The following is a 14,606-nucleotide window of genomic DNA, read 5'->3' on the forward strand; positions in this document are numbered from 1 at the left end:
AGTCCATTTTGTCGTTTGCGTTGTGCTACCATACGAGCGTGTCTGGTTCATTTTTGGTTGCGGGAGGCGTCCGATGTCGAACGAAGTGTTTACCGATCACTATGCTGTCGTGCTCAATCGCGCACCGTTCGAGTGGTCGGTCAACGAAGGGCGACTGCGGTTTTTTGGCATACCGTCTGCGCTCTTGTGGTTGAATCCCTCGTTGTTGAACATTCTGCGCCCGCTGGCAGATGAGATCGGCATTCCGCTCTTTCGCTTGCTGGTGGCGCATAGTGGAAGTTTCGGCACTGCCGAAGATTATCACGACGTGGTGAAAGCGCTGGGCGCCACATTCGAGGAAGGACTCCTCGCCTGGGGGGAGGTCATCAGTACGATTGGATGGGGGCGCCTGGAGTTGCCATTCTGTGATATGCAGCAACGACGGGCGATTGTGCGCATTCGCAACCCGTGGGAACTTGACATGCAGCGCGGGCAGGCGGTGAACTGGGGATGCCCGTTCCTCCAGGGCAAGATCATCGGTCTGTTCACGCATGCCTTCGGCGTCCCGTGCTGGGCTGACGAGAAGAATATGGTGACCGACGGGGATGAGACATCTGTTGAGTTCCACGTGTATGAATCGAACCGCACGATTGAGAGTGAGATTGCCATCCTGCGCGAGGCGCGCGAGCGTGAGCGCCAGCAACGCCTGCTCGACGAAATCGCCGCCAAGACGCTGGAACTTCAGAAGGCGAACGAAGAGCGCCTGCAACTTCAGGAGCAGATTATCGCAATGCAGGCGCGCACGCTGGCTGAACTTTCGACGCCGCTCATTCCGCTGAATAAGCGCGTCCTGCTGATGCCGCTGATCGGCGCCTTCGACTCGCAGCGCACGCAACTGACGGTTGATCGCCTGCTACACGGCGTTGCTGAATACCATGCGTCGGTGGTGATCCTCGATATTACAGGCGTGCCGATTGTGGATACGCACGTGGCAAGCGCGCTGATGCAGGCGGCGCAGGCGGTGCGATTGCTGGGAGCGGAAGTGGTGCTGACCGGTATCCGCCCCGAAGTCGCCCAGACGCTCGTCGGCATGGGGGTGAGTCTGCAGGGTATTGTCACACGCGGAACCCTTCAGAGCGGCATCGAGTATGCGAACAGCACCCAGTAGTCTCTTTTCGGTTATACTGGGCATATGCCCAAGCGCATTGTAATCTGCACGGCGCAGGTGCCGTTTGCGCGTGGCGGCGCTGAACTGCTGGTCGATGGATTGCGGGATGCCCTTCAGGCGCGCGGTCATCTGGTGGATGTGGTTGCGCTCCCCTATGCCTGGCAACCGCACGAACGCCTCATCCCATCGGCGCTGGCGTGGCGTCTCCTCGATCTCGAGCATGTCAACGGCGTGCCGGTCGATCAGATCATCTGCACCAAATTCCCATCGTATGCGGCGCGCCATCCGCGCAAGGTCGTCTGGCTGGTTCATCAGCATCGTCAGGCATACGACTGGTACGGCACACCGCTCTCCGATTTCGCCAATACTCCGGAAGACCGTGCAATCCGCGATCAACTGCTGCGAATGGACCGCACGACGCTGAGTGAGGCGCAGCGGCTGTTCGCCATTTCACGGAATGTCGCAACGCGCCTCAAGCGGTTCATTGGTCTGGACGCGCAACCGCTCTACCCGCCAAGCCGGTATGTCGGGCGTCTGCGATCTGGTCCGTATGGCGATTACCTCCTTTCCGATGCGCGTCTCGATGCTGCCAAACGCCTCGATCTGCTCCTCCGGGCGCTTGCCCGCACCAGGCTTCCCGTGCGCTGCGTGTTCATCGGCGCCGGTGAGGAGCGCGCACGGCTGGAACGCCTGGCATCCGACCTGCGCCTGGGTTCACGCGTCGAGTTTCGCGGTTTTGTGCCCGATGACGAATTGATCGACCTGTATGCCTCGGCGCGCGCCGTCTACTATGCGCCGTTCGATGAAGACTACGGGTTCACTGCGGTTCAGGCGCTGGCTGCCGCACGCCCGGTGATCACTGCCAGTGATGCAGGCGGCGTGCTGGAGTTTGTCGACCATGGCGTCACAGGGCTGGTCGCCCCGCCGGATCCCGATGCGCTTGCGGCGCATATCGATGCGCTGTTCGAGGATGTTGCACGTGCAGAACGCCTCGGCGCCGCCGGACCGGCGCGCGTGGCGGATATTTCATGGGATCGGGTTCTTCAGGCATTAGTGTTGTAAGGAGAAAACTATTGCGTTCCGCTATCATCAGCATTCTGATGCTCATAACGCTCACCGGTTTCTGCTCAGCGCCCGCCAGCACTTCCCCGTCGCTCCCTCCCGCTTCCGCCCGTGAACTGGTTCAATGGACCTATCTGGCGGATAGCGACGCTCCTCCGATGGCAGGTCCTCTTGAGCAAACGATGATGCTCTCGCTCGATATTGACCGCGATGGGCGCGATGATATTGTCGTCGGAGGGCGTGGCAGAGCGCCAGCGCTTGTCTGGTTGCGCTACACGGCAAGCGGATGGCAGCGTTCCCTGATTGAACCGGAAAGCCTGAGCATCGAAGCTGGCGGTGCATTTGCAGACATCGACGGCGACGGCGACCTGGACATTGTTGCCGGAGAGGATTACAGCAGCAACCGCGTTTTCTGGTGGGAAAATCCGTACCCGCACAACGACCCAAACACCGGCTGGACCAGGCGAACGATCAAAAGCGGCGGGCAGAATCGGCACCACGACCAGGTGTTCGGCGATTTTAACGGCGACGGACGAATGGAACTGGCGTTCTGGAATCAGGGAAATCGGAATCAGCCGTCGATTCTGTACATCGCTTCGATTCCACCCGATCCGCGTCAGGCGACCCTCTGGTCATCGACTGCGATCTTCACGTCCACCGTCTATGCCGAGGGTCTGACCGCCGCCGATATTGACGGGAATGGCGTGACCGATCTGGTCGGCGGCGGGTACTGGTTTCGTTTCGAGAACGGCAGGTACGTTGCTGAAGCGATCGACGCCGGACAGCGCGGTATTCGTGTTGTCGCCGGTCAGATCATCCCCGGCGGTCGTCTGGAAGTCGTCACGAGCACCAGTCACGGGCAGGGGACGATTACCCTGTATCGCTGGACAGGCGCCGGTTGGGAGCGTCGGGTGTTGATCGATCGCGTGGAGGATGCCCATAGCCTGGCGCTTGCCGATCTCAACAATGATGGCGCGCTGGATATTTTTTGCGGGGAAATGCGTCTCGATGGCAGCAACCCCGATTCGCGCATGATCCTGCTTTTCGGCGATGGCGCAGGCAATTTCCATCTCGCCGAAGGACCGCCGGGGGTCGATCACCACGAATCGCGATTGGGCGACATTGACGGTGATGGCGACCTGGATATTCTTGGCAAGCCGTACAACTTCGAGACGCCGAGGCTGGATATCTGGCTAAACGGAACAAATAACCCGACCAAACTCAGTCTGTCGCGCTGGCAGCGGCATGTTATCGACGATGCCCGACCGGATCGCGCGATTTTTGTGCTGCACGGCGATCTTGACGGCGATGGTTTCCCGGATGTGGTCAGTGGTGCGTGGCGGTATCGCAATCCGGGACGCGCCGATGGCGTGTGGGTGCGCTCAGCTATCGGCGAGCCACTGCGCAATGCCGCGCTTCTGGCGGACATGGATGGCGACGGCGACCTGGATATCTTCGGCACGCAGGGTCGCGGTTCAGAGCGAAACGGGCAGCTGGCGTGGGCGCGCAACGATAATGGCACATTTACGATTCTGACCAACCTGAATGCCGGTAGCGGCGACTTCTTGCAGGGAGCGGTCGGTGCGCATTTCACGCCTGAAGGTCCATTCGAAATCGCGCTTTCCTGGCACGAAGCCGGGCGCGGCATTCAGAAGATACACGTCCCGGACGACCCGGATCGCACGGTGTGGACACTGCGCACGATCTCATCACTATCGCAGGACGAAGACCTCAGTGCTGACGATATCGACCGGGACGGCGATCTCGACCTGCTCCAGGGCACGCGCTGGTTGCGCAACGATGGTAGTGCGTGGACATCGCTGGTGTTGAGTGATAGTTCCGGCAATCCAGATCGCAACCGTCTGGCGGATATCAACCGTGATGGACGGCTGGACGCGGTGGTGGGGTTCGAAGCGATCGGCGTTCCCGGCAAACTCGCCTGGTATGAGCAGGGGGACGACCCGGCGGCGCGATGGACGGAGCATATCATCGCCGTCGATGTTATCGGTCCCATGAGCCTGGATGTTGGCGACATCGACGGCGATGGCGATCTCGACATCGTGGTCGGCGAGCACGATCCGTACCGACCAGACCGTGCACGTCTGCTGATCTTCGAGAATGATGACGGGCACGGATCGAGATGGCGGCGCTGGGTGGTCTTTACCGGCGATGAGCACCACGACGGTGCGCTTCTGGTTGATATCGACCGCGATGGCGATCTCGACATCATTTCGATTGGGTGGTCGCACAATCGCGTCATGCTGTATGAAAACCTGGCGGCGCCGCTCTCGCCTGCTCCCACCCCATCGCCGCATCCGCCTGTCCCTACACCGGAATCACCCACCCCGCGCGATCAACATCGTGTGCATCTTCCGGCGATTATGACGCTGCCATAGACCGGGCGCGGGGTCCCGCTTGACAGCCTCCCGTCGGTGCGCTAGTATCGATGCATTGCAAAATCTTCAAAATAGAGAAGAAAATGAGTGTCTACCTCGGCATCGATCTGGGCGGCACCAAGATCGCCGCAGCCGCCGTTGATGTACGCACCGGCGAGCGCCTGCTGCAACTGATTGTCCCCACCGAAGCCCACGAGGGACCGGCGGCGGTCATCGAGCGCATGGCAGCGCTGGCGGCACAGGTTTGCACTCAAGCCAATGTTGCGCTCGAACATATTCCGGCGATTGGCATTGGCGTACCCGGCGTCATCGATCTGGAGCGCGGAGTTACAGTGTTGCTACCCAATCTGCCATCAGGCTGGCGGAATGTTCCGCTCGCCGCCAACATTACTCATCTTACCGGTCGCCCGACGGCAATTATCAATGATGCGCGCGCGTTTACCCTGGCGGAGGCGACCTTTGGCGCCGGGCGCGATGCGTCCAGCGTCGTCGGCATCACGCTGGGCACCGGCATTGGCGGCGGTATTGCGTTCAATGGGCGACTGCACCTGGGCATCGACGGCACTGCTGGCGAGGTCGGGCATATGACGATCGACCCGTACGGACCGCGCTGCGGCTGCGGCAACCGGGGCTGCCTGGAGACATTCGCCAGCGGTCCTTCGATCACGGCGATGGGGTTGCGCGCTGTTGCCCAGGGAATGACAACCCAGATCGGCGCGCTGGTGGACTATGATCTGAACAAGATCACGCCCGGCGTCATTGCGCGCGCCGCCGAGAATGGCGACACGGTTGCGCGCGAGATCCTTCAGCGCGCCGGGAGTTATCTCGGCATCGGCATCGCCAACCTGATCACGATCTTCAGCCCCGAACGTGTCGTGATCGGCGGCGGACTGTCGCGCCTGGGTGAGTGGCTTCTCGAACCGGCGCGCGCTGAGGTGACAGCGCGTTGCCATCTCACTCCGCTCGATCGCGTTCAGATTATGCTGGCGCAACTGGGCGGCGAGGCGGGCGTGATCGGCGCAGCAGTGTGGGCAGCGCAACGCTACCCTGCATGGTCAATGGACGTTCGGTGATGAACGGTGAGCAAAGGAGCACGTATGAAATCGCACACCATCACACTCCTCGGCACAGGACTGATCGGCATGTTCTACGCCATGACGCTCCACGGGCATCGTGGGCGTGATCGGATTGCGACGGTCTACTCACGCACGCCCGGGCGCGCTGAGGCGTTCGCTGCGCAGTGGGGCATTGCGAACGCCACCAGCGACCTCAAAGCAGCGATTGAAGACCCCGATACCGATACGGTCATCATCGGTTTGCCCAACGATCAGCATGTGCTTGCGACCGAAATGGCGGCGGCAGCCGGTAAAGCAGTGCTCTGCACCAAACCGCTGGGACGCACCGCAGCCGAAGCGCGACAGATGCTCGAAGCGGTCGAGAAGGCGGGTGTGTTCGCCGGATACCTGGAAGACCTGGTCTATACCCCCAAAACGCTCAAAGCGCTGGAGTCGGTTAAAGCCGGTGCACTGGGCGACGTGCTCTGGGTGCGTTCGCGTGAGACGCATCCCGGACCGCACAGCGCCTGGTTCTGGGATGCGCACGTGGCAGGCGGCGGAGCAATTATCGACCTGGGATGCCACTGCGCCGAGATCATTCGCAATTTCGCCGGTAAGAACAACCGACCGGTAGAGGTGATGTGCTGGGCGGACACGCTGGTGCATCCGATCGCTGCCGAAGATAACGCAATTGCGCTGATCCGATTCGAGAACGGCGCTGTCGGACAGTTTGAAGTCAGCTGGACCTTCCGCGGCGGCATGGACCTGCGTGACGAGGTTGCCGGAACGAACGGCACCATCTGGCTCAACCACTTTCTGCGCACCGGCTTCGAGATGTTTACCGCCGCTGGCGGCGGATACGTCGCCGAAAAGGCGGAGACCGAAACCGGCTGGCTCTTCCCGGTCGGTGATGAAGTGCACGAACTGGGGTACAACCACATGTTCACCGACATGTTCGAGGCGATGGACAACAACCGCGCGCCGATGGAGACGTTCTACGATGGCTATGTGGTCAACGCCATCCTGGACGCCGCTTACCGTTCGGCGAAGTCGCGGCAGTGGGAAGCGGTAGATATCGAATGGCGCGCAACTGAGCCGATGAAGCCGCTGCGCCGCGTTGCGCAGGAGATCGACGGGTATGCGCTGGTGAAGGAAGAGCGCATGCACGGCAACAAATTGAAACAGATCCTCTCCGATAGAACCACCGGTCGGATCATCGAACGGGTGATCGATATCCAGTGATCTTCCGGATGAGAGATGCTATGACCCTCGACCCCGCCCCCGCACTCGACTATCTGGAACGCGCTGAAGCGATCGTGCGCCGGGTGCGCGAGACCCAGATCGATGCGATTATCAGAGCAGCGCAGATCTGCGCCGATTCGATCGCCGCCGGTGGATTGGTGCACATGTTCGGCACCGGGCACTCGCGCATTCCGATAGAGGAAATGTTTCCGCGCCACGGCAGTTTCCCCGGCTTTCATCCAATCGTCGAACTGTCGCTCACCTACCACAACCCGGTGGTTGGGGCAAACGGGCAACGTCAGGCGATGTTCCTCGAAAAGGTTGAGGGGTTTGGTCAGGTGATCCTGCGCAATTTTGTGTTTGGTCCTCACGACAGTTTCATGATCTTCTCGAATAGCGGGGTCAATCAGGTGGTGATTGATGTGGCCCTCGAAGCCAGAGCGCGCGGCATGCCGGTGATCGCCGTAGTGTCGGTCGCCCACTGTCTGGCATCGTCGCCGCGTCACAGCAGCGGCAGGCGCCTGATCGATTGCGCCGATGTGACGATCGATACCTGTTCACCGGCTGGCGATGCGCTGGTGACGGTTGAAGGACTGGCATACCCGGTTGGTCCTGGCTCGACAATCGGGTTCGCGGCAGTGGTCAATGCGCTCAAATGCCTGGTTGCCGCCGAACTGACGAAACGCGGTCAGCCGCCGCTGGTGCTGACGAGTAGCGTGCTGATCGGGAACGCTGCGTCGGCGGAACTGTTCGAGCGCACATACGACGACTATCGGGCGCGGGTGGCGCAGGTCTACGGCGGAAAGCGCGACCAGGATCAGGCGTCGTGTTGAATATCCAGTGTGCGATGCGTCTGGCAGGCAAAACAGCGCTGGTAACCGGCGCGGCGAGCGGCATCGGGCGCGCGGTCGCCCTGCGGTTCCTCGCCGAGGGCGCGCAGGTAGCCGGTTTCGATATCAATGCCGATGGTTTGAATGAGACGCGCGCGCAGAGCGGCGCGGCAGATGCGTTCCTGCCGGTCGTGTGCGACCTGACCGATCCCTCACAGGTGGATCAGGGCGTGTCACACGCGATGGCGACCCTGCAACGTCTCACAGTCGTCTTCAACGGTGCTGGCGCAAGTGGACGGCGCTGGGGTGATGGACCCGTCGGCGCCTGTACGCTCGAAGGATGGCAACGGACGCTGGACGTGAACCTGACCAGCGTCTTCCTGATGTGTCGCGCTGCGCTGCCGCATGTGCTGGCGGCTGGCGGCGGATCGATCATCAATCTCAGCTCTGTGCTGGGCATGGTCGGTGGCGATGCCGACTTCGCCACCCATGCCTATGCCGCTGCAAAAGCAGGGATCATCGGACTGTCGCGCGCAATGGCGGTGTACTACGCGCCGCACGGGGTGCGGGTCAATGTGATTGCCCCCGGACTGATTGCAACGCCGATGAGCCGACGGGCACAGGAGGATGAACGGATTCAGCAGCGATTGGCGCACCTGCAACCGCTGACCGGCGCGATGGGCGCACCCGACGATGTCGCCGGAGCGGCCGTGTATCTGGCATCTGATGACGCCGCTTTCGTCACCGGCGTGGTGTTGCCGGTCGATGGCGGCTGGACTGCGTGGTGAAGGCGCACTGCTCAATGAGGTGATGCATGGATCTCCCCCTTCTCCCAACCAGTGTCATTGGTTCCTATGCCTGGCCCGCGTGGTTGCACGTCGCTCTCTGGGCGGCGCAGCGCGGCGAACTTGGACCGGAAGACATGCGCGAAACTCAGGACGATGCGGTTGATATGGCGTTGCGCGATCAGGAAGATGCTGGCGTGGACATCGTCAGCGATGGCGAAATGCGGCGCGCCGGTTTTTTCACGGCGGCGTTCTACGGTTTTCTGACAGGACTGCGCGAACTGCCGCCGCAGCGCCGGATCGGCGTCGCCGGTCACGATCAGCGGGAGAGTTACGAAGCCGTTGAGCCGATCACCGCACCGAACGGTCTTGGCCTGCTCGCCGAGTTTAGTTATGTCAAGCAGCGCACGACACGCCCGATCAAGATGCCGTGTCCCGGACCGTTCACGCTCGCCGGGCGGATCAAACCCGGCGCGGTCTACAAAACGCGGTGGGATGTAGCAGAAGCCCTTGTTCCGATCATCAACGCCGAACTCAGGGCGCTGGTCGCCGCAGGATGCACCTTCATTCAGATCGACGAACCCTCGATAGCGGTGCGTCCCGATAATCCACGCGCATTCGTGGAACTATTCAACGCCACGGTCGCCGGGGTCGATGCGAAGATTGGACTACACCTCTGTTTCGGCAACTATGTCGGGCGTCCCACAGCGAAGCGCACCTATCGTCCGCTCTTTCCGCACATTCTCGACGCGTGCGCCGATCAATATGCGCTGGAATTCGCCAACCGCGAACTGGCTGAGATCGACCTGTGGCATGAATTTCCGAGTGAGAAGGAACTTGCTGCGGGACTGGTCGACGTGAAGAACTATTATATCGAAACACCGGAGGATGTTGCCGGGCGGATCCGGATCGCACTACAGTATGTCCCGCCGGAAAAGTTGACGATCGTGCCCGACTGCGGGTTCAGCCAGACGGCGCGCTGGGCGGCGCGCGCCAAACTGAAGGCGATGGTGGACGGAGCGCGCATTGTTCGACGCGAACTGACCGGGTGATTCCGGGTCGCAGGAGCGACAACGACAAGAGCCGCCTGATCGGGCGGCTCCCTCATGCTGCTATGGCTGATGCCACTTATGCGCTGGTCGTTTCCATCAACCGATCTTCAGCATACTCCGTCTCAGCAGCCTCGACACCCAGCAATTCTGCAGTAATAAACGCAGCCAGCGCCGGTGAGATCCGACCGTTTTCCACGCCCTCTTCAATGAGCGCCAGAAGATCCTCGTTCGTCATTGTGCCCCCCTTTCTATCCATGCGGTTGACAGACGCGCCATCGCGCCAGGGTTCACAGATTATACCCGAAATTGTCAAAAAAAGATAGGGGAAGTTTGGATGATTATACACGAATTCCCCTGAAAAAGATAGGGGAACTTTTCACATCCGGTATAATCGCTGCGGCGGCGTGTTCTGCGTCGTCAGGACAGTGAGCAGGAGCATATGGGCAAGGCGCTGATCATTCTCAACCCCTGGGCCGGGCGGGGTCTTGCTGGCGAACGACGACACGATCTGGATCTGGCGCTCGAGCGGGCTGGCGTCGATTACGATATGGTGATGACCCACACGCGGGGCGGTGCGATCGAAATGGCGCGCCAGGCAATCGAACGCGGCTACAGTTCCGTCGTCGCTGTCGGCGGCGATGGGACGCTCAACGAAGCCGTCAACGGCATCAAGAGCGCAGAAGCGGCAGGCGGGCGACGTGTGCCGCTGGGGATTATCCCGCTGGGCACCGGCTGCGATTTTATCAAGGCGCTCGATGGTTTTGTGCCAAATGACATCTATGGCAGCGTCCAGCGCATCGTTCGCGGGCAGACGCGCACCGTCGATCTGGGTCTGGTCCGGGTGGACAACGAACAGGAGCGGTGGTTCATCAATGCGCTGGGCACCGGCTTTGATGCGCAGGCAGCCGCCGAAGCCTTGAAGATCACCCGTGTCAAGGGGTTTGCCGTCTATCTTCTGGCGATCATTCGGGCGATGGCGAACTACAAGGCGCATCCGATGACCGTCGAGTTCGATGGGCGCCGGGTTCAGCGGCGGTTGCTCTTCGCCAGCATTGCGAATGGTCGCTACCAGGCGGGCGGGTTTTTGCTCACTCCCGACGCACACATCGATGACGGGTACTTCGACGCCTGCCTGGTCGATAATCTGCGCATCGATGAGATCATTCGCCATATTCCAAAAGTGCTCGAAGGGACGCACACGAAACTGCGCCAGGTGACGATGGCGCGTGTGCGGCACGTTGCCATCAGCAGTTCTGCGCCGATCCCGGTTGCCACCGACGGCGAGGTGCTTTCCGTCCGTGCCCGTTCGGTAACGGCGGAACTTATTCCCGCCGCCATCGATATTCTTGCGTAGCACACTTACTGATCGCCACGCTCTCCACGTGCTGCAACGGCGATGCCCGCCAGCAGGATCACGAAGCCTGCCAGTTGCAGCGGCGCAAACCATTCGCCAAAGAGGATCAGCGCCAGCACCGCCGATCCGATCGGTTCGCCCAGGAGCGCAACGGTGACAAAGGTGGCGGAGAGGTAGCGCAACGACCAGTTGAAGGCGGTGTGTCCGAGCAACTGTGGTCCAACCGCCAGCCCGAGGAGCAACAGGTAGGCAAGCGGCGGGTAGCCGCCAAACAGGGTGAGCGGGTTTGCCGTTCCGGCAAACACCAGCGCCATCAGCAGCAACACTACAGCGGCGCTTGTGTAGACCAGCCAGATGTACGCCAGCACCGAGACGTGTCGCCGCAGACTGCGCCCGACCAGGAAGTAGATCGAGCCGCCGAGTGCGCCAAGCAGCGCCAGCAGGTTCCCCAACAGCGCATTGCCGCTGTCAGGACCGGCGCTGTCGCTGATGCCGATCAGGATGCTGCCCGCGATGGTCAGGACAACCCCCGCCATGGTCAGGAGCGACGGACGTTCGCGCAGCAGCAGCGCCGACAGCAGCGCCACCCACAGCGGGTTGGTCGATACGAGCGCAACCGACGACGCGACCGAGGTGTATGCCAGTGATGAGATCCAGGCGGCGAAGTGGACCGCCAGGAAGACGCCTGAAGCGACGCCGAGCAGAAGATCGCGCCGTGAAAGGCGGCGCAGTTCATTCCCCGCGCGCGACCAGGCGATGGGCAGCAGGATGATCGCTGCCAGCCCCAACCGACCGGCGGCAATCGTTATCGAGGGCATCTCCATTGCCTGAGCATAGCGGATCATGATCGCAGCAGCGGCAGCGACCATCACCCCGCCGAAGAGCACCAGATATGGCAGCGCCCGCGCCAGGCGGGTGACAGGGCGTTCAGTCGCCTGTTCGAGAACCGAAGATTCGGACACGCTTGCACCCTTTCCGATCATACTGAGGTCTGCGGTCTCTATAGTATAATGGATAGCATGCCAACCCTGACACTTTCCACCAGCCCAGGACCACTGATCCTCGAAGCGCGCTGCGAACCGCAGGTCTGCTACGTGTTACTCACGGTGCGTGCTGCGGCAACCGGCGACGCTGGCGTGCGCCCGGTCAACTGGGCGCTGGTCGCAGACGCGAGCCGCTCAATGCGCATTCCCATCGTTGATGAAACCCAGTTTCGCTCATTGTTGCGCAACGGCTCAGCGCAGGAGACGCTGGTTGATGGCGTTCCGGTATGGCAGTTGAGCGGTTCGGTGCCGCAGGAGGTGCGCAAGGCAGCATCGAGCGCCCTCGATCATGTCGTCCATGCGCTGCACACCGTGGTCGAACGGCTCGACCGGAATGATCGGCTGTCGCTGGTCGTCTTTGCCGATCACGCCCTCCTCCTGATACCGGGGATGGTCGGTTCGGATCGGGTCACGCTGGTACGTGCCATCGAACGGTTGCCCGGTCTTGATCTGGGGGATGGCACAAATCTGGCAGACGGGATTGCGCTGGCGCTCAATCAGATCCGCGCCAACCGCGACGCACGCCGCGCCAACCGGGTTCTGCTGCTGACCGATGGCTTCACCCGCGATCCGGCGGCCTGTCTGACGCTGGCCGACCAGGCGGCTGACGAGCATATCGCCATCACCACCATCGGTCTGGGTGGTGAGTTTCAGGACGATCTGCTGACAGGGATTGCCGACCGGAGCGGGGGAAATGCTCTCTTTTTGAAGCGCGCTTCTGCCATCCCGCGCGCTATCAGCGCCGAACTCGAGTCGGCGCGCGCAGCCGCTCTGCCAGGGGTGGACATTGCTATCGCCCCGATGCGTGGCGTCATGCTGCGGCGGGTCACCCGTACGCGACCGGTGCTGGCAATTCTCGCCGAGCCGACCGGCACCGGGGCATCTGATGTCGTTTCCGTTCTCCTGGGGGATCTGCCCGCCGGATCGCCGGTGACGCTGCTGCTGGAATTCCTCGTACCGGCAGCAAACCCCGGGCCGCTATGGATTGCCGGAGTTGCGGCGCGGTCGGCGGGGGTGCGTCTGGCGGAAGCGGACATCAGGGCGACCATCGCACACGGCGCCCCGCCACTGAGCGACGATGTGCGCGCGGCAGCGGCGCGGGCAATGGCAGCTCGCCTGATGCGTCGTGCAATCGCCGCATCCGACTCGATCGAAGCGGCGCGTCTGATGCGCGCCGCTGCCGCGCGCTTCGATGAACTCGGCGAACCGGCGCTTGCCGCTGCCGCTCGTGAACAGGCGGCGACCATCGAGCGCAACGGGCGCGCCGCCAGCATCGTCACCCGTGAATTAATCTATGCGACTCGCCGACTTGGCGATGCATCCTGAACTTCTGCTGAGGAGCATATATGACGTCGAGCGTGCATCAGGATCCGACCATTGATACTGTCCGATCCGGTCGTTTTGGTCCCTACGGCGGCGCCTACATTCCCGAAACGCTGGCAACGTCAGTTACGGCGCTCGAGCAGGCGTATGCGGCTGCGCGTCAGGACCCCGCCTTCTGGGCGGAACTGGATCGTCTGCACCGCAGTTATACCGGGAGACCGACACCGCTCACCTTCGCCCGGCGTCTGACGGAATACCTTGGCGGAGCGCAGATCTATCTCAAGCGAGAAGACCTGGCGCACACCGGCGCGCACAAGATCAACAATGCGCTCGGTCAGGGGTTGCTGGCAAAACGTATGGGCAAAAGGCGGATCATCGCCGAAACCGGCGCCGGGCAGCATGGTGTTGCGACGGCGACTGTGTGCGCCCTGCTGGGGATGGAATGTGTGGTCTACATGGGTGTCGATGACATGGCGCGCCAGCAACCGAATGTTTTCCGCATGCGCCTGCTGGGTGCGGAGGTGCGTGGGGTCGCCAGCGGCTCCCGTACCCTTAAGGATGCCATCAACGAAGCCATGCGCGACTGGGTGACCAATCCGGACTCCTATTATCTGCTCGGTTCGGCGCTCGGTCCGCATCCGTACCCGACCATGGTGCGCGACTTTCAGAGCATCATCGGACGAGAGGCGCGCGAACAGATTCTTGCGGCGACCGGGCGTTTGCCCGATGTTGTGCTGGCATGCGTTGGCGGCGGCTCGAATGCCATCGGCATCTTCAGTGCGTTCATTGCCGATGAAGGGGTTGAACTGCGCGGCGTTGAGGCAGGGGGACGCGGTACGACCCTTGGTGACCACGCCGCGCGCTTCTCCGGCGGGCGACCGGGAGTGTTGCAGGGAACCTACACGTATGTGTTGCAGAACGACGATGGGCAGATCGGATTGACGCACAGCATTTCGGCTGGTCTCGACTATGCTGCGGTTGGACCGGAGCACGCGCTGCTTCACGATCAGGGGCGCGCCACCTACACCACAGCCGATGACGAAGAAGCGCTCGACGCCTTTCAGACGCTGGCGCGACTCGAAGGGATCATCCCGGCGCTGGAGAGCGCTCACGCGGTAGCCGAAGCGATCAAGATCGCGCCTGCCATGCGCCCGGATCAGATCATCCTGATTAACCTGTCGGGGCGCGGTGACAAAGACATTTTCACTGTTGCGCGGGCGCTGGGAGTGGAGGTTGGGGGTTGAAGGGTGAAGGTTGAACGTTGCACCGTTGAAGGTTGAACGTTGCACCGTTGAAGGTTGAACGTTGCACCGTTGA

The 14,606-nt window shown here is 61.8% G+C and carries 13 protein-coding genes; 11 read left to right on the forward strand and 2 right to left on the reverse strand.

From position 1 onward, the window contains the following. Positions 1 to 73: 73 nt before the first annotated feature. The 8 genes from ROSERS_RS12960 (at position 74) to ROSERS_RS12995 (ending at position 9,569) form a co-directional block, all read left to right on the forward strand. A complete protein-coding gene (locus ROSERS_RS12960) occupies positions 74 to 1,147 on the forward strand; it encodes an STAS domain-containing protein (RefSeq protein ID WP_041333629.1) in 1,074 nt (357 codons plus the stop codon). Positions 1,148 to 1,171: 24 nt separating this feature from the next. Continuing rightward, the gene (locus tag ROSERS_RS12965; protein ID WP_011957231.1) at positions 1,172 to 2,209 is read left to right on the forward strand and encodes a glycosyltransferase family 4 protein; all 1,038 of its coding nucleotides are present in this window, start codon (positions 1,172 to 1,174) and stop codon (positions 2,207 to 2,209) included. A gap of 11 nt (positions 2,210 to 2,220) precedes the next feature. After that, the gene (locus ROSERS_RS12970) at positions 2,221 to 4,605 is read left to right on the forward strand and encodes an FG-GAP repeat domain-containing protein (protein WP_232282600.1); all 2,385 of its coding nucleotides are present in this window, start codon (positions 2,221 to 2,223) and stop codon (positions 4,603 to 4,605) included. A gap of 83 nt (positions 4,606 to 4,688) precedes the next feature. Beyond that, entirely contained in the window at positions 4,689 to 5,678 is a 990-nt protein-coding gene (locus ROSERS_RS12975; RefSeq protein WP_041333635.1) for an ROK family protein, read from the forward strand. Positions 5,679 to 5,702: 24 nt separating this feature from the next. Beyond that, a complete protein-coding gene (locus ROSERS_RS12980; RefSeq protein WP_011957234.1) occupies positions 5,703 to 6,902 on the forward strand; it encodes a Gfo/Idh/MocA family protein in 1,200 nt (399 codons plus the stop codon). Positions 6,903 to 6,922: 20 nt separating this feature from the next. After that, a complete protein-coding gene (locus tag ROSERS_RS12985) occupies positions 6,923 to 7,735 on the forward strand; it encodes a sugar isomerase domain-containing protein (RefSeq protein ID WP_041333637.1) in 813 nt (270 codons plus the stop codon). After that, a complete protein-coding gene (locus ROSERS_RS12990; RefSeq protein ID WP_011957236.1) occupies positions 7,729 to 8,520 on the forward strand; it encodes an SDR family NAD(P)-dependent oxidoreductase in 792 nt (263 codons plus the stop codon). Before ROSERS_RS12985 ends, ROSERS_RS12990 begins: the two co-directional genes overlap by 7 nt. 26 nt (positions 8,521 to 8,546) lie before the next feature. Beyond that, positions 8,547 to 9,569, forward strand: a complete 1,023-nt coding sequence (locus tag ROSERS_RS12995; RefSeq protein WP_011957237.1) for a methionine synthase — start codon at positions 8,547 to 8,549, stop codon at positions 9,567 to 9,569. 76 nt (positions 9,570 to 9,645) lie between these two features. Here the strand turns inward: ROSERS_RS12995 and ROSERS_RS13000 are convergent, their stop codons facing one another. Next, positions 9,646 to 9,804 carry a hypothetical protein gene (locus tag ROSERS_RS13000; RefSeq protein ID WP_232282601.1) on the reverse strand — a complete coding sequence of 53 codons (159 nt, stop codon included), beginning with the start codon at positions 9,802 to 9,804 and terminating at the stop codon, positions 9,646 to 9,648. 204 nt (positions 9,805 to 10,008) lie between these two features. Here ROSERS_RS13000 and ROSERS_RS13005 point away from each other — a divergent pair, with 204 nt between their 5' ends. Then, positions 10,009 to 10,923, forward strand: coding sequence for a diacylglycerol/lipid kinase family protein (locus ROSERS_RS13005; RefSeq protein ID WP_011957239.1), 915 nt, complete (start codon positions 10,009 to 10,011; stop codon positions 10,921 to 10,923). A gap of 5 nt (positions 10,924 to 10,928) precedes the next feature. Here the strand turns inward: ROSERS_RS13005 and ROSERS_RS13010 are convergent, their stop codons facing one another. Next, a complete protein-coding gene (locus tag ROSERS_RS13010) occupies positions 10,929 to 11,885 on the reverse strand; it encodes a DMT family transporter (RefSeq protein WP_011957240.1) in 957 nt (318 codons plus the stop codon). Between the two features lie 57 nt (positions 11,886 to 11,942). Here ROSERS_RS13010 and ROSERS_RS13015 point away from each other — a divergent pair, with 57 nt between their 5' ends. Continuing rightward, positions 11,943 to 13,292: a vWA domain-containing protein gene (locus ROSERS_RS13015; protein WP_232282602.1), complete on the forward strand. Its 1,350-nt coding sequence runs from the start codon at positions 11,943 to 11,945 to the stop codon at positions 13,290 to 13,292. 20 nt (positions 13,293 to 13,312) lie between these two features. Next, positions 13,313 to 14,533, forward strand: coding sequence for a tryptophan synthase subunit beta (gene trpB, locus ROSERS_RS13020; RefSeq protein WP_011957242.1), 1,221 nt, complete (start codon positions 13,313 to 13,315; stop codon positions 14,531 to 14,533). Positions 14,534 to 14,606 lie beyond the last annotated feature (73 nt).

The organism is Roseiflexus sp. RS-1, assembly GCF_000016665.1.
GTDB lineage: Bacteria > Chloroflexota > Chloroflexia > Chloroflexales > Roseiflexaceae > Roseiflexus.